Annotated in this window: 9 protein-coding genes and 1 pseudogene; 7 read left to right on the forward strand and 3 right to left on the reverse strand. The window is 47.5% G+C overall.

Going from position 1 to position 16,641, the window contains the following annotated elements; translation table 11 throughout:
* Nucleotides 1-437: 437 nt before the first annotated feature.
* Nucleotides 438-2,402 (forward strand): annotated as a pseudogene (locus ACVLR6_RS12125) (TonB-dependent receptor); the annotation flags it as partial.
* Nucleotides 2,403-2,505: 103 nt separating this feature from the next.
* Here ACVLR6_RS12125 and ACVLR6_RS12130 read toward each other — a convergent pair.
* Together ACVLR6_RS12130 and ACVLR6_RS12135 are read right to left on the reverse strand one after the other, a co-directional pair.
* A complete protein-coding gene (locus ACVLR6_RS12130) occupies nucleotides 2,506-4,590 on the reverse strand; it encodes a putative bifunctional diguanylate cyclase/phosphodiesterase (protein WP_163141193.1) in 2,085 nt (694 codons plus the stop codon).
* A gap of 279 nt (nucleotides 4,591-4,869) precedes the next feature.
* Nucleotides 4,870-7,062, reverse strand: coding sequence for a carboxy terminal-processing peptidase (locus ACVLR6_RS12135; RefSeq protein ID WP_016658575.1), 2,193 nt, complete (start codon nucleotides 7,060-7,062; stop codon nucleotides 4,870-4,872).
* 195 nt (nucleotides 7,063-7,257) lie between these two features.
* Between ACVLR6_RS12135 and nagZ the strand changes: the two genes are divergently transcribed.
* Both nagZ and ACVLR6_RS12145 read left to right on the forward strand, forming a co-directional pair.
* Nucleotides 7,258-8,280 carry a beta-N-acetylhexosaminidase gene (nagZ, locus tag ACVLR6_RS12140; protein ID WP_455995323.1) on the forward strand — a complete coding sequence of 341 codons (1,023 nt, stop codon included), beginning with the start codon at nucleotides 7,258-7,260 and terminating at the stop codon, nucleotides 8,278-8,280.
* Nucleotides 8,281-8,374: 94 nt separating this feature from the next.
* A complete protein-coding gene (locus ACVLR6_RS12145) occupies nucleotides 8,375-9,229 on the forward strand; it encodes a class I SAM-dependent methyltransferase (protein WP_455995325.1) in 855 nt (284 codons plus the stop codon).
* Nucleotides 9,230-9,302: 73 nt separating this feature from the next.
* On the opposite strand, the gene ACVLR6_RS12150 is transcribed toward ACVLR6_RS12145, so the two are convergent.
* The gene (locus ACVLR6_RS12150) at nucleotides 9,303-10,625 is read right to left on the reverse strand and encodes an alpha/beta fold hydrolase (protein WP_455995327.1); all 1,323 of its coding nucleotides are present in this window, start codon (nucleotides 10,623-10,625) and stop codon (nucleotides 9,303-9,305) included.
* Nucleotides 10,626-10,932: 307 nt separating this feature from the next.
* Here ACVLR6_RS12150 and ACVLR6_RS12155 point away from each other — a divergent pair, with 307 nt between their 5' ends.
* The 4 genes from ACVLR6_RS12155 (at nucleotide 10,933) to pta (ending at nucleotide 16,442) form a co-directional block, all read left to right on the forward strand.
* Nucleotides 10,933-12,198 carry a glutamate-5-semialdehyde dehydrogenase gene (locus ACVLR6_RS12155; protein WP_127800095.1) on the forward strand — a complete coding sequence of 422 codons (1,266 nt, stop codon included), beginning with the start codon at nucleotides 10,933-10,935 and terminating at the stop codon, nucleotides 12,196-12,198.
* Between the two features lie 115 nt (nucleotides 12,199-12,313).
* A complete protein-coding gene (locus ACVLR6_RS12160; protein ID WP_455995329.1) occupies nucleotides 12,314-12,718 on the forward strand; it encodes a hypothetical protein in 405 nt (134 codons plus the stop codon).
* 314 nt (nucleotides 12,719-13,032) lie between these two features.
* Nucleotides 13,033-14,253 (forward strand): acetate/propionate family kinase, encoded by a 1,221-nt coding sequence (locus ACVLR6_RS12165; protein WP_005180151.1) that lies wholly within the window; start codon nucleotides 13,033-13,035, stop codon nucleotides 14,251-14,253.
* A 50-nt stretch (nucleotides 14,254-14,303) separates the two neighbouring features.
* Nucleotides 14,304-16,442 carry a phosphate acetyltransferase gene (gene pta / locus ACVLR6_RS12170; RefSeq protein ID WP_168395473.1) on the forward strand — a complete coding sequence of 713 codons (2,139 nt, stop codon included), beginning with the start codon at nucleotides 14,304-14,306 and terminating at the stop codon, nucleotides 16,440-16,442.
* Nucleotides 16,443-16,641: the final 199 nt, after the last annotated feature.

A 16,641-nucleotide genomic window follows, 5' to 3' on the forward strand; every position in this document is an offset into this window, starting at 1 on the left:
TAACTTAAAATTGGCGCAATTGTAGCAGATTTCAGCCAACAATCATTAGAGCACTTGGGCCGGAATCGGTTTAAATTTTAAGTGGAAAATAAAAGTATCTGGAGATCGCGACTTTGCGATAAAAGTTTTCAAAATCACCATCTATTTAGTTTTAAAAGACTTAGGCTTTTCACCGCAGAACAGAACTCCCCATATTTCTTTATCATTTGGAAAAATCAGGGAAAATCAGCATCCTCTCTGCGGATATTTTTGATTTAAATATCTCATTAAAGCCAATTAAATAATAATTATTATCAATAGAGAGTGATATTCAATATCATTTACAGCAGACTGTTTATTCCCCACACTGCATGCACTTTTTTCGGGGTCCATCCAGAGCATGTTATGAAATCTTCTCTTTTTTTGCTGTCTTCACTCAGCTTGATGACAGCGCAAGCCTTAGCCTAAAAACCCAGGTTGAACAAGCCTCCACCGCCAGCAAAGGTATGGCACAACTGAAAGATATTCCTCAAATTGTGAATGTGGTTCCGCAACAAGTCTTAAAAGAACAGAATGCGACCTCCCTGCAAGGCGCATTGCAGAATGTGACCGGTTTAAGTTTTAGTGTCGGAGATGGCCAGCGTGATCAGGTCATGATTCGCGGCTTTTCGGCTATTTCCGATCAGTATGTCGATGGGGTACGCGATGATGCGCTGTATTATCGTGATCTGTCGAATGTAGAACGGGTGGAAGTGCTAAAAGGGCCCGGGTCGGTGTTATATGGCCAGGGTTCAGCAGGCGGCCTGCTGATCAACCGGATCAATAAGAAACCCCTGGATGAAGCACTGCATGAAATCAGCCTGATCGGCAGCAGCCTGGGGCAAAAACGTGCCGAACTTGATTTTGCCGATGCTCTCAATGACCAGCTCAAAGTCCGTCTGACCGGTGCGCTTGAACACTCAGATGGCTATCGCAATCAGAGTTTCGTGAACCGGGAAACTGTAGCACCGTCTGTGCAATGGGATATTTCAGATCGAACCACTCTGCTCTTGCAAGCCGATTATTTGCACGATGACCGTTTGGCCGATCAGGGCTTTCCCATGGACCCGCTGACCGGTAAACCGGTACGTACCAACCCAAAAACATTCTATGGCGCATCCAACGCAAAAGATGTAGGCAATGTCGATACTGAAGTGTCCAGCCAGACGGTTACGCTAGAACATCAGTTCAATGATCAGCTGAAATATCGCGGTGTCGCCCGGCATTATAATTATGCCTTGGACCGGGAATACAGCAACGCCAGTCCAGCAGCAGATCAGATCACGCTTAGCCAGATTAAACGCATGCGCGATGAAGATGGCATCTTCTTGCAGAATGAATTATCTGGCGTCTTTCATACTGGTCAAATCAAACACGACACCTTAATCGGCACGGAATACAGCCAGCAGCACAAAGATGAAATATTCTGGTTAGGGTCAAAAGCCACGACCGATTTGTATGATCCGGTCTTGCCGCACTGGGCACCGGTCGATACCTCCGCCACTCCAAGAGTCAATACCGCCAGCGAATTTGAAAATTATGCCGTCTATGTACAAGACCTGATCAGCCTGAATGAACAGCTCAAGGTTTTGGCCGGGGTACGTTATGATCATCTTTCCCAATACAGGCATGATCAGAAAAATAACAGCAGCATCCAGCGCGATGACCAGACCCTCTCCCCTCGCCTGGGCGTGGTCTATCAACCGACCAAAAATTTATCCTTATATGCCGCCTATAATCAGTCGTTTCAGCCACTTGCAGATTCATTCGTGTTTTATAGCAACAGTGCCGACCTGAAACTAACCAAAACCAGAAACCTGGAAGTCGGGACCAAATGGGACATCAATGATCGGCTGAATATGACCCTGGCCGTATTTGAAATGACGCAGAGCAATATCCAAAATAAAATTCCGGACAGTAATCCGCCGCTGGCGATGCTGGCTGGGGAACAAAGCACGCAAGGCGTTGAAGTGTCCTTGACCGGTCAGCTCAGCGATCAATTATCCCTGTTGGCGGGTTATGCCTATATGGATGGAAAAATTGAAAAATCGACCATCGGTCTGGCCGGCAAACAGGCCGCATTAACGCCCAAAAACAGCGCCAATCTCTGGTTAAAGTATCAACTGGATGAACACTGGTTTGCTGCCGTGGGTGGTCGGGCAGAGTCCTCCCGCTTTAGTGCGCCGGACAATAAAAATGTCTTGCCAGTCTATGCGGTTTTCAATGCCGCGCTGGGTTATCAGACCGCGCAGTATGATGTAACACTAAATCTGAACAACCTGTTTGACCGTGATTATTTTGTCTCAGGACATGGTGAGGGGAACGATTCCAATATGATGGGCGACCCACTGAATGCACAGCTCGCGCTTCGTTATCGTTTTTAATATGTGGGGTAAATGGATGTCATCTGGCATCCATTTTCAAACCATTTTTTCTTGCACCATCGACCGTGATTTTTGAAACATCTGGCTATCTAAAAACAGTACCTTAATCAGACCCGATAATTTCATTTTGTACTTGCGGCAAGTCTTCCAAACGCTCAACCTCAACCGGCATCGACAGCAAATAGCCTTGTAATTGCTGACAACCTAAACGCGCCAGAATTTCGGCCTGTAATGGCGTTTCTACCCCTTCTGCGGTAACCGTCAATCCCAGTTTGGTCGCCAGCTGGATAATACTTTCCAGAATCATTTCTTCTTTGGAATCGCGATACAGGTCTTTAATAAATGCGCGGTCAATTTTCAGCTCATCCACCGGCAGGTCTTTTAAATACAGGAAACTGGAATGGCCCGTGCCAAAATCATCAATCGCCAGTTTCACGCCCATTTCTCTTAAGCGCCTAAAACTGCGAATACTCGATTCCACATGATGCATGGCAGTGGTTTCGGTAATTTCAATCATGAGATGACTCGGGTCAATCGCATAACGGCAGAATAAGGTTTCCAAGGTACTAAACAAATGTTTATGCTCGAACTGCACCGCCGACAGATTGACTGCCAATGGAAACAGGTTCAGTCCCTGCTGTTCCCATTGCTGAATCTGTTTGCAGGCCTGCTCGAGGGCCCAATAGCCCATCTGGATAATCAGGCCGGACTTCTCCGCACCTTTAATAAACATATTCGGGGTCAGCAGACCATGCACCGGATGCATCCAGCGAATTAATGCTTCAACGCCACAAATCTGCTGGGTGCTGGTGGTAAATTTGGGCTGGTAAAACAGAATAAACTGCTGTTCATCGACAGCTTTATATAAATCATTTAACAGCTTGGTCTGGCTTTTGGTTTCCTGCTGGTCAATGCTGTAATTAAACACCGAATAGGTGTTACGGCCCTGATATTTTGAAGTCAGCATGGCGGCATCGGCATTCATCAGTACATCTTGCAGGTTGTTGCCGTGCTCCGGGTACATAGCAATACCAATACTGGCCGAAATATTAATACTCTTGCCGGCAATCAGGAAACTGTCCTGTACACTGTGCAGCACATTTTCTGCCGCCTGAATCGCATCCTCAACCGTGGCCTGCTCCAGCACCAGCAAGAATTCATCACCGCCGATTCTTAATAATTTTTCCTGTGCTTTCAGCTGCTGATGCAGTCGCGTGGTCAGCTGAATCAGCAACTGATCACCAACATGATGGCCAAATACATCATTCACCGCCTTAAAACGGTCCAGATCAATATATAAAAACGCGACATTCTGCTGATTGATGCGCTGGGCACTAAACAGCAAATGCGCATATTCAGCCAGATATAAACGATTGGGTAATTTGGTCAGATTGTCCTGCACCGCCTGATTGGCCAGCTCACGGTTAACCAGCGACAGCTGGCGGTTACGTTCTTCCAGACGCTGCTCCAGCACAGCCACACTAAAGGCGGCAACCATCACCAGACTGGTCACAAAAATCACGGTAAACAGCAAGATGCCATTACCGGTTTTATAGATCGCATCCAGACGTTCTGTATCAATCGGATAGTAAGACACCGAGGCCATGCCGGTATAATGCATCCCGACAATGGCCAGCGACATCATAATGGCAATCATCACCTTATAGTGACGATGGTAAAGCAAGGTATTTTTAAAACGAAACGCCAGCCAGAAGGTCAGGCCGGAACCACTAATGGCAATGAGCACCGAAAACACCACCAGTAGCGGATCATAATAGGTCCGATGATTCTCTACGACCATGCCCAGCATACCGGTATAGTGCATGCCGGAAATGCCGAGTCCCATTAACACCGCCCCAATCATCAGACGGGCAAAAGGCAGGGTGGGTTTGGTGGTCAGCCAGATGGCAAAGGTGGAAGCAATAAAGGCAATAACACCAGAAAAAATGGTTAGCGGCAGATTAAACGCGTAATTGGCTGGTAACTGGCAAGCCAGCATCCCGACAAAATGCATGCCCCAAATAGCAACGCCAAGGCATAGGCCACTGAGCAAGAGCATGGCTTTTTCAGATTTCTGGCGGATTCCCCCGAGCAGGAACTGCTGGGTTGAAATAGCCAGATAACTGGCCAGAATTGCAACCGCAATTGAACCTACCACCAGGCTAAAGTCATAGTGAATATGAACCATAAAAAGCTTCCGTATAGGTTATTTTTTTGTTGTTACTATACTCAACGCTAAATACTCATGAATTTGCCGCTTTAAAAGATAACAATAAAACAAGGAATTAAAACTCAAACTAGAATCTTATACTATCGCATTGAGGTCAAGCCTAAATGCGGTTTTTCCGCCCTGAAAACCGTCATTTTTCATGTTGATTTGCCGGCTCATCTGGATCTTGAGTTATTCAACTCAAAAGCATCAAAAAAGGCCAGTACATCTACCGGCCTTTTTCTCACATCCAAGGTCTTATTTGGCTGTGCCTGATTGTAACTGACTATAATCCAGTAACACATTGGCCGCTTCGCTCACAAAGACTTCTTCTTCCGGCAGTGGTGGACGCTGGTTGGCTTTCATTTTGGCCCGTGACTCGGCTTGCGCTTCCAGTGAGGCCTGATAGCTTTCCCAGTTTGGATACGGCGCCAAACCGGTCGCCTGACGACGTACGTTTTCAGCGGCTAAGGTTTTACGCTCCAGCTCAATCAGCTCGGCACGGCGCTGATCTAAATCCAGTACCGCCGTTTTGCGCTCTTCGGCCTGTTTGGCAATATTTTTACGCTCAGTCAGATACTTGAACTGCGGATCAATACTGACCCGGGTCTGCGAAGATTTGGCCAGTTGCGGCACATAAGACTGCACCACACCCTCACGTTTAAATGGTGCGGTGGCAATGGTGTCCCACTTCAGCGCATTCTTGGCCTTACGCTCACCAAATTCTTCATTGTAGATATCTACCAGTTTAATGTCCGGAATCACCCCTTTGTTCTGGGTACTGCCGCCGGTAATCCGGTAGAACTTACGCTGGGTAAGCGTGGCCTGACCATAGGCCAGAGTGTCCAATTGTACCTGTGCTGTCCCTTTACCGGTGGTTGTGCTACCAATCACAATACCGCGCTCATAATCCTGAATCGCGGCTGAATAAATCTCGCTGGCAGAAGCCGAGGCCAGGTTAATCAGGACTGCTAGCGGGCCAGCATAGGTCTGTTCACCGCCATCATTGTCTTCAAACACGCTCACGTTGCCATTGCCATCACGGATTTGTACTACCGGACCCGATTTAATCACCTGACCCAGCATACGTGCCACCTCTTCAAGTGAGCCGCCCGGGTTATTGCGTAAATCGACAATAATCCCGTCGACATTTTTGGCAGCCAGCGTTTTCAAGGCATTGTTGGTGTCTTCCGATACCGAACGGTATTCCACCCCGGCACGGCGCGCCCGATAGTTCAGATAAAATGATGGAATTTCAATCACGCCATAGGTATAGGTTTTGCCATCACGTTGAATTTGCACGGTTCGGTTACGCACCCCGGCATCTTCTTCCTGAATAATGTCACGTACCAACGTCACGGTACGTGCCTGACTCATCGAGGCACCCGGACCGAGTAAACGCAAGGTCACTTTGGTGCCACGTTTACCGCGAATCAGACCGACCACTTCATTGCTTGGCCAGCCAATCACATCCACAATTTTCTCGCCATCCTGACCGACACCAATAATCCGGTCGCCAGATTTGACCTGACCAGATTTACTCGCCGGTCCGCCTTCAACAATGGTTTCAATCTTGGTGTAATCTTCATTGCTGCGATCCGGACGAATCGACACCCCAATCCCTTCCAGCTGCAAGGTGGTCTGACGGTTCAGCTCCATTGCATCAACAGGCGGGAAATAGTTGCTGTGCGGATCATAGGTCAGCATCATCGCATTTAAGGTTTTGTCCAGCACATCGTCGCTTTTCAGACGGCTCATGCGTTCCAGCTGACGAGTATAACGCTTGGTCAGGGTTTCCACCGGCGTCATATCTTCCGGGCCGGATAAATCTTGCCCATTGGCCAGTTCTGGATTTTCCTTGAGGGCTTTTTGTTTGGCCTGCTCTTCTTCTTTGCTGATGGTCAGGTTAATCAGCTGGGACACCAGCATTTTTTGCCAGTGGGCACGCTGCTCGGCCTGGGTCTTAAAGAATGGCGCTTTTTCACGATCCAGCTCAATGGTGACATTCGGCTGTTTTAAATTCTGCGGTTTTTTCAGCTCGGCCAGCATAAACTGATAAAAGGCCTGCATGCGTTCACGATAATGCGCATGAATCTGATACGGGCCCGATAAATCACCGGCTTTTAAGGCGGCTCCAAAATTGGCGCCATATTTTTTCTTGTACTGTTCGACTTCATCGGCCAGGAACAAGGTGTGCTCCGGGTCCAGACTATCGATGTAAAAATCAAAAATGCGATTGGAGGTGTTGCTGTCTAAACGCTGGTTCAGGTAATGCTGACGGTCAACCAAGGTCGCTAACTGGCGTGACACCAAGGCCTGTTCCCGGGTTGGAACAATGGTATTGGAAACAGCAGCAGTATTATTGGCAGCAATGGCTTCGTTGATTGCGTGACTAAAGAAGAATCCCCCAGTTGCCACGGCAACTGCACAAGCTATCGTTTGAAGTTTCATAAATAATGTGTATTTCCTTGGTTTTCGACCAGTAGTACAAGGTTGCTTAGCGACGAATCAAGCAGATTCAAAATCTTAAACAACTTAATCTGTTTATGTCGTGTAGTTTTATCATATTCTGTGCTGACAAAATGTAGCAAATCATTGCAGAATTCAGGTATTGTTTTTCGATAAAAATTTGAATCCGGAACCGATATGATTGGCGCATTGATGCTCGACATCGCTGGCACAGCACTTACTCAAGAAGATATTCAACTCTTACAAGCTCCGCAAGTCGGTGGCGTCATTTTATTTGGTCGAAATATTGAATCACCGCGGCAGGTACGCGCCCTGACCGATCATATGCGTCAGGTACGTCCGGATATTTTAATTGCAGTCGATCAGGAAGGCGGCCGGGTGCAGCGTTTAAAACAGGGTTTCACCCTACTGCCGGCCATGGGCCGTTTTGGCGAGCTGTATCAGCAGCAGCCGGAACTGGCGGTCGAGCTGGCTGAACAGTGCGGCTGGCTGATGGCCACCGAAGTATTAGCGGTCGGTATTGATTTCAGTTTTGCCCCGGTGCTGGATTTAAATGACATCAGCGATGTCATTGGCGACCGCAGTTTTGCCCGCAATATGGACGATATTATCGTACTGGCACGCGCCTTCTTAAGTGGCATGCAGCGCGCTGGTATGGCCACCACCGGCAAGCATTTCCCCGGTCATGGCTCGGTCAAGGCCGATTCGCATGTGGCCGCTGCGATTGATTCACGTTCTTATGCAGAGATTCAGCAAAAAGACCTGCAAAGCTTTATCCAGCTGCAAGCCCAACTGGATGCCCTAATGCCTGCGCATGTAATTTATGATCAGGTCGATCCGAACCCGGCCGGTTTCTCTCCGTACTGGATTCAGACCGTGCTACGTCAACAGCTGAATTTTGATGGCGTGCTGTTCTCGGATGATTTAAGCATGCAGGCCGCCTGTGTGGCAGGTGGTGCCGATGCCCGCATTCAAGCGGCCTTAAACGCCGGTTGTGATATGGGACTGGTCTGTAATGACCGTGCCGCCGCCTGTCTGGCACTGGACGGCATTCAGGATTTACCGTTACCAAATCAGGCCCGTTTAGCCCGTATGCGTGGCCAGATTCCAGAAATTCAAATTGGTGATGTACTCGAGCTCGGCCCGGAATGGCAAGCAGTACGCGACCGTATTGTCCGCTTTAAAGACAGCGGCCAGTAATACCGACAAAGGAACAGGACAAGCTGTTCCTTTTTCTTTATGATGCAAATACATAAATCCACCCCGAATAAATAAAAAGAATAGAGGACCTTGCATGAACCAACCGCTTTCCGAACATCGCCATATATCCTTTACTGCCCACTATACCGGCTATATCTGGTTTCAAATGGGCATCTCGCATCCGGTATTTGCTACTTCAAAAGGCAAGTTTCTGGCCAAATTGGTCCATCCGCTGGAAAGCTGGGCCGAAAAATATGTCGGTGGCAGTATGCGCACCACCCTGAAAGAACGCCACACCATTATTGACCAGCAACTGACCGAGCTGATTGCCCGCAATCCTCGTACCCAGGTGCTGGAAATTGCCTGCGGCCTGTCCCCACGGAGCTGGAATTTCCGCCAGAAATATCCGGAACTGAATTACCGCGAGCTGGATTTACCGGATATGGCCAAGGTGAAAACCGCCGCCTTGCAACAACTGGACCAGCAGGCACCGGAAGTCTTGAGTGCCGATATTTTCAGTGAAGAATTTGCCCAGATTTTTCAGCATTTTGACCCGCAGCAACCGCTGGTAATTATTAGTGAAGGCTTAATCAATTATTTCGACAAGCCGATGCTCAGCAAACTGCTGCATGGGATTTATCAATATGGACAACATTTTCAGGAACTGCATTACTTGAGTGATATTTATCCTGAACCGGTGAAAAACAAACTGGCCAGCTTTATGTGGACCAGCAGTAAATTACTGAAAGTCATGTCTCGCAGTGCCTTTAGTTTTCATTTTCAAAGTCCGGGTGAAGTCCGTGACTTTGTTAAAGCCAGCGGTTTTGAGCGGGTCGATATTCTGCAGCCGCAGCACTATTTCCACACTCCGGACCTGCCCGCCCCTGAAGAACATTTGGGTGATATTGTCTGGGTGCTGCACGCCTGCCATAAACAGCCCAGTGCCTAAAAGAGAGTTCTGAGCCTCATCAGCCCATAAAAAAACAGCGCCTTTGCGCTGTTTTATTTTTAGACACCTCAATTTAGGCAATTGCTGCCAGACAACCTTTTTGACGCTGGATATAACGCAGCAAACGCTCGGCAATATCAAAGCTGCCATGTTTTAATAAAGCGCGAATCTGCTGATCCTGCACTTCAAAAATCAGGCACTCAATCTGGAAACTACCCTCTTCATCTTCTAATGTCAGGGCCAAATCACGCTCATACTGCGCGGCCCGTTCTGCCTCTCCATCTTCAAAACGTAGCAATACGCCAAAAAAGTTCAGATCGACAATTTCCGTGGCAAAACTTAAATCGGAATGACGGTGCGTTAACTGACTAAATGGCTGTTGTACAGCAATGCGTTCTTCTCCACGGCGCTCCATGGTCAAGAGCTGGGCACGGGTCATGGGGATAATACCTTCTAACGACTGAATTGGTTCATCTCTTAAGAAGGTGGCAAACAGGCGCATGGTTTCTTTACGGCGCTGCAACTGCGGCACATGGTCGGCATTGGCAATCATGGCAAATTCCATGTCCGGACATTGCAAGGCAAAATTGGCATTTTCATGTGGCAAGGTAAAACTGTCATACTGACCACAGGCCACCAGCACCTTGCACTGCGGAATAGGAACGTGACTCAGGCGCAGCAGACGATTACAATTGATATCATAGCGTTCCTGTTCGGTGGCGGTGAATTCGGCCATCTGCCGGAAGAACAGCCGCTTGGCGGTTGGCGACATGCGGGTCGCTTCCAGCTTGGCATGATTGACCAGATATAAAATTACCGCCTGACCAAACTCATCCATGCGCTGCTCTTTCATTAAATGCAGCGATTCTTCCAGCAGCATACGCCAGCTTTTCCGGGTCTTTTGCATGACACCCATCAGAATCATGCGGTCTATCAGTTCCGGACGCTGATGCGCCAGGCAAGAGGCCACCACCGAACCGAGGGACATGCCCAATACCGCGACCTGACTCAAGCCAACAATATCCAGCCAGCGACCGAGCATGGCTGCCAGATCTTCCAGCTCCAGCGTACCGGCAGATATGCCAGTATCGACATTGCTGATTTGCTGGTTGGCGCCCATGGAAGGTAAATCAATCAGAATAATCGGGCCGGCATCAAACAGTTGTTCAACACAGTATTTATAGGAGTTAAAATTCTGAAAAGCGCCCCCGATAATCACCATCGGCGTCATGTGCAAGGTGTCTGGGCGAGCAATCGCCATGTATTCAACCTTCCAACCGTCAATCCAGGTTGTACGCGCTGGCTGTTTGAAACTGTGCTTATCGTAAAGATCAAAAAAACCAAAGTGAGCACTTGACTGCCCGACTTCCGAGTCCATTTGGATAATGGAATTCATATTCCTTTCCTCCATTCTCGCGCTTATTTTTATTGTGCAAGAGATGATTTCTAAAATTGAGCAAAAATCGCATCCTGCTCTTTCATTGTTATTTGTATGACTTCAATGTCCATCGTGTTTCATTCTATACAGGTGTCGTTTTGACACGCAACCTCTTCTGCAACCACTTGTCTGCTTTTAAACAGGAAACAATTTCAAAATGTTTAGCGCTTTTCCAGCTTTCCTGCGGAAAATTCCATCAAACTGCTTCATTGTCCCGACCTAGACTGTTAATATCGAGGAGAAATTTCTAAGTGATCAAACCGCTATGCACGAGTCTATTGAACAATATATGCAAACGGTAGGACAACAAGCGCGCCAAGCTTCCGCAGTTCTGGCAAGTGCTTCTACCCAAACAAAAAACCATGCTTTATCTGCTATTTACACTGCACTTGAAAACAGTGAAACAGCAATTTTAGCTGCCAACCAGGTTGATATGACCAAAGGTCGCAACAACAATCTGGATAGCGCCCTGCTTGATCGCTTAGAACTGACTCCCCCGCGCTTTAAAGGCATGTTACAGGGCCTGAAAGATGTGATTGGCCTGCTTGACCCAATTGGTGAAATTACCGATATGGCCTATCGTCCGTCGGGCATCCAGATTGGCAAAATGCGTGTGCCTTTAGGCGTGGTCGGCATGATTTATGAATCCCGTCCGAACGTGACCTTAGAAGCAGCTTCGCTGGCGCTAAAATCAGGCAATGCCATTATTTTACGTGGTGGTTCAGAAGCGCTGGAATCGAATAAAGCCATTGCCGAAGCCATTCAGCACGGTCTGAAAACTGCAGGCTTGCCAGAAACGGCGGTACAGGTCATCAATACCCCAGATCGTGCTGCTGTAGGCCAGTTAATTACCATGTCGGAATATGTCGATGTGATTGTGCCACGTGGCGGTAAAGGCTTAATCGAGCGCATCACCAATGAAGCCCGTATTCCGGTAATTAAACATCTGGATGGTAACTGTCATGTCTTTGTCGAAGCACAGGCCGACTTGCAAAAAGCCCTGCCGATTGCCCTGAATGCCAAAACCCATCGTTATGGCGTCTGTAATGCCATGGAAACTCTGTTGGTGGATGAAGCCATTGCAGATGAGTTTTTACCGCGCATTGCCGAGCTGTATGCAGAAAAACAGGTCGAGCTCCGTGGCTGCGCCGAAACCCAGCGCATTTTAGGCGATAGCGTTAAAACGGCTACCGAAGACGACTGGTATACTGAATATCTTGGTCCGGTTCTGGCCATTAAAGTGGTGTCGGGTCTGGATGAAGCGATTACCCATATCAATAAATATGGCTCGCATCATACCGATGCCATTATTACTGAAAACTTCAGTCTGGCACGTCAGTTCATGGCCCGTGTTGATTCCAGTTCAGTGATGATTAACGCCTCTACCCGCTTTGCCGATGGCTTTGAATATGGTTTAGGGGCGGAAATTGGTATTTCTACCGATAAAATCCACACCCGCGGTCCGGTCGGTCTTGAAGGTCTGACCTCGCAAAAATGGGTGGTGTTTGGAGATGGCCAGATTCGCCAATAACTCACTTTTCTAAAGATATGAATGTTCAGCCTTTGCTGAGGCTGAACATTTTTCTGCTGTTTTCCCTGTCTATTCCACCGTACACTGTCTTAAGAATGAGAATAAGAGGTGGACAATGTTCTATTATTTAATTGTGACCACATTTGTTCTGGCACTGCTGGTGTCGTTTGTGGTGATGCGTATTTTTTCCAGTTCCATTAACCGTATTCTGGCGCGTATTATTCATGATCCGATTCATGAAGCTTGGGCCAGATATACCAAATTTGCCGGTATGGTGGTCGGGACTTCCTCCGGAATCCGGATTTATGACATGGAAAAATACATTACCCCACTCACCTATAGCGGAAACGACCAGAAAATTATTATTGAACTGACGCAGGAACGCTGGTTTCTGGAAATTTACCGCACCTTAATTGAAACCCTGCAAGGCTTGGCCTGGATGATGCTGGTATTTTTTATGGTGGCGCTATTTGCCTATGTGATTGTGCGCTGGTCGGAAATGAAGTATCAGAAACCTTGAATATGAAGGAATAAGAAATATTTTCAAACAGTTCTGTCAGATGCTTTGATTCAAGGCGTGTTATGGTAAAGAGAAGAACAACGCGACTGGACATGACTACTATTTTATTAATAAATGAAATCTATCAACCGATAAATTTTAGTTATTATTCCCGAAAGGGTCGATAGTGCTTAAGTCTAATCTCCTAAAGTCTATCTAGAAGCGATACCCATCCCATGATAAAAATTAGTTATTGATCAAGATTGCACCGTGTTGGAACAGGTGCAGATCAATACGGGATACAAATATTTCAATTAGAATTCGGGTAAAACAACGTGTCTACAACTGTATTAGTAATTAACTGCGGATCTTCTTCAATTAAATACGCGCTTGTTTCTGAACGTCGCGAAGACCGTATTTTTGGTTTGGCTGAAAATTTAGGATCTGCCGAGGCACGTATTAAAGGGATCACTGTCGGAGGTGAACCGCTCGAACTTTCTATTCCGCACGCAGATCATGAAAAAGCCTTAGAAACCATTTTATCGCGCTTGTCACAATACAATCCTCAAGCGATTGGCCACCGTGTGGTACATGGCGGCAGCTTGACCAAAGCCGAGCGCTTAACCCCAGAAATTATTCAACGCATTCGTGAAGCAACCCCACTGGCACCGTTACATAACCCGGCGCACCTGGTAGGCATTGAAGCGACCATGCGTTTATTCCCTGAATTACCTCAGGTTGCTGTATTTGATACGGCATTCCACCAGACCATGCCAGCACATGCTTATCGTTATGCTGTGCCAAAATTCCTGTACACCGATCATAACGTACGTCGTTACGGCTTCCACGGCACCAGCCATGCCTATGTTTCTGAACGTGGTTCAGAACTGGCCGGCAGCCTGAAACAAGGCGGCTGGTTAACAGCGCACCTGGGCAATGGTAGCTCGACCTGTGCCATCTGGAACGGTGAAAGTGTAGATACCTCTATGGGCCTTACCCCACTTGAAGGCCTGGTGATGGGTACCCGTAGTGGTGATGTTGATCCATCTTTACACACTTTCCTGGCCAGCAACCTGGGTTGGGATATCTACAAAATTGACAAGATGCTGAACAGCCAAAGCGGTCTACTCGGTTTATCTGGCCTCTCTAACGATATGCGTACCCTGATTGAAGCTTCTGAACAAGGCAATGAAGATGCAGCTCTGGCGATTGAAGTATTCTGCTACCGTTTAGCGAAATCTTTAGCAGCATTAAGCTGTGGCTTACCGCGTCTAGATGGCCTGTTCTTCACAGGTGGTATTGGTGAAAACTCGGCTTATATCCGTGAAAAAACTCTGTCTTACTTACCACACTTCGGCTTTAACTTTAGCAAAGAGAAGAATGACAGCCTGAAACGTGGCACCGAAGGCCGTATCGATAACGGTACTGGTCCACAAATCTGGGTGGTTCCAACCGATGAAGAAGGCCGTATCGCCAAAGAAACCAGCGCGGTGGTGGAGTCTGAGTTGGGAGCAACTCCGGCAAAAAAGTCTGAATTAGAAACTGCGATTGCTTAAGCAATCGCAGTTTTACCCTGTTTACTTTTGGCTGATTTGAATAATACCTTATGAAAACAATTCTACTTGTCCCAACTGGAGAAGGTGTTGGTCTAACATCTGCATGTTTAGGTCTGGTGTATGCTTTGGAATGCCAGGGCATTAAACCCGGTTTCGTCAAACCTTTCTCTCAAGAATTACAGCCTGAAAACGAACGGACGACAGCGCTGTTTGAGCATGTCTCTAAAACCAAAACGGTTCAACCCATTCCTTATGCACAGGTGGTGCATCAACTAAGCCATGACCAGCAAGATGAATTGCTGGAAGAAGCGGTTCGCTTACACCGCCAAGTGGCCAAACAGCATGACCTGATTATTGTCGAAGGCCTGTTACCGAATTTCCGTGACAGCTTCGCAGATGACCTGAATGCCCTGCTGGCTCAAGCCCTAGATGCACAGGTAGTGATTGTCAGCGGTGCCGACATCAACAATCCGCTTCGCTCTGCTGAACGAATTGAACACCAGATTCGTAACTTCGGTGGTGCAGAATCGAACCGTTTACGCGGTGTGCTGTTTATGCGTACCAAAGGTTTGCCAGAAGATTCTGCGCAAATTCCTGTGACGATTGATCCAAACCTGCGTTTACTGTCAGACACCAGCAAGTTTGTGGCCAGCATTCAGCAAACTTATAGCTACATTGGCACAGAAAAACTGCCAGTGATTGGTTTGGTACCATTTAGTAATACCCTGAGCGTGCCGCGCCTGTCTGATCTGGCGGCGCATATTTCTGCCCAGTGGATTCATGAAGGCGAAGCCAATACACGCCGTGTGTTACATAGCAGCCTGATTACTTCGAATATCGAGCATGAACTGCACAAGTTTGTGGCCGGTGAACTGATTATTACCGCAGCTGACCGTACCGATGTACTACTGGCCAGCAGTCTGGCAAACAGCAATGGCATTCCTTTAGCAGGCTTAGTCTTAACCGAGCAGCATCAACCGAATGAACAGGCCTTAAATTTCTGTCAAACTGCCATCAAGCAAGGTTTACCAGTATTACATACCCCTTTAACCACCTTTGAAACGGCGCAACAACTCTCGACTTTCGGTAATGAAATTCCGGTCGATGATATTGAACGCGCTGAACAGGTAACCCGTTTTGTGTCCAGCCATATTGATCCGGAATGGTTAAACTCGCTGATTAGCGGTGCGCATAGCCCACGTTTATCGCCTTCTGCCTTCCGTCATGAGCTTGTACAAAAATCAATTGCAGCGAAAAAACGCATTGTTTTACCTGAAGGTGATGAGCCACGTACAGTTCAGGCTGCGGCCATCTGCCAATCGCGTGGTATTGCGCACTGTATCTTGCTGGCCAAACCTGAAGCCGTAGTTGAAGTGGCCAAAGCCCGTGGTATTGAATTGCCGCATGACTTGGAAATTATTGATCCGGATCTGATTCGCGAAAACTATGTCGAGAAAATGGTTGAGCTGCGTAAAGGCAAACTTAACGAATTACAGGCACGCGAACAGCTTCAGGATACGGTGGTTTTAGGTACCATGATGCTGGCACTGGATCAGGTTGATGGCTTAGTTTCAGGTGCAGTACATACCACGGCCAATACCGTACGTCCGGCCTTCCAGCTGATTAAAACTGCACCTGAATATTCACTGGTATCTTCAGTGTTCTTTATGCTGCTGCCAGATGAAGTTTATGTGTATGGTGACTGTGCGATTAACCCGGACCCGGATGCAGAACAACTGGCTGAAATTGCCATTCAATCTGCTGACTCGGCCAAAGCCTTTGGTATTGACCCGCGTATTGCCATGATCTCTTACTCAACCGGAACTTCAGGTGCCGGTGCCGATGTAGAAAAAGTAGCGCAAGCGACTGAAATTGCCAGACAGCGCCGTCCAGACCTGCTGATTGATGGCCCGCTGCAATACGATGCTGCATCGGTTGAAAGCGTTGGTCGTTCTAAAGCACCAAACTCTCAGGTGGCTGGTCGTGCCAATGTGTTTATTTTCCCTGATCTGAACACGGGTAATACCACTTATAAAGCAGTACAACGCTCTGCCAATGTGGTGAGTGTTGGCCCAATGTTGCAAGGTTTGAACAAGCCGGTAAATGACCTGTCACGCGGTGCATTGGTCGATGATATTGTGTTTACCATTGCTCTAACTGCAATTCAGGCTGAACAGCAGTCTGCTTAAACAACTGTTTTTAACAAGCTCCGCTTCACCCACCCTGTCGAAAGATAGGGTGGTTTTTTAATTTAGACCAGACGTATCAAATACATCTCATTTTCTGTATAGGTGAGGTGGTAATCACATGCCTTTAACATAAAAAAATAACAACGAAGTTTTTAAACAGATCTTTGAAATCGCCAATCAATTTGACAAAGAGCAAAAA

This window comes from Acinetobacter sp. T63, assembly GCF_053852345.1.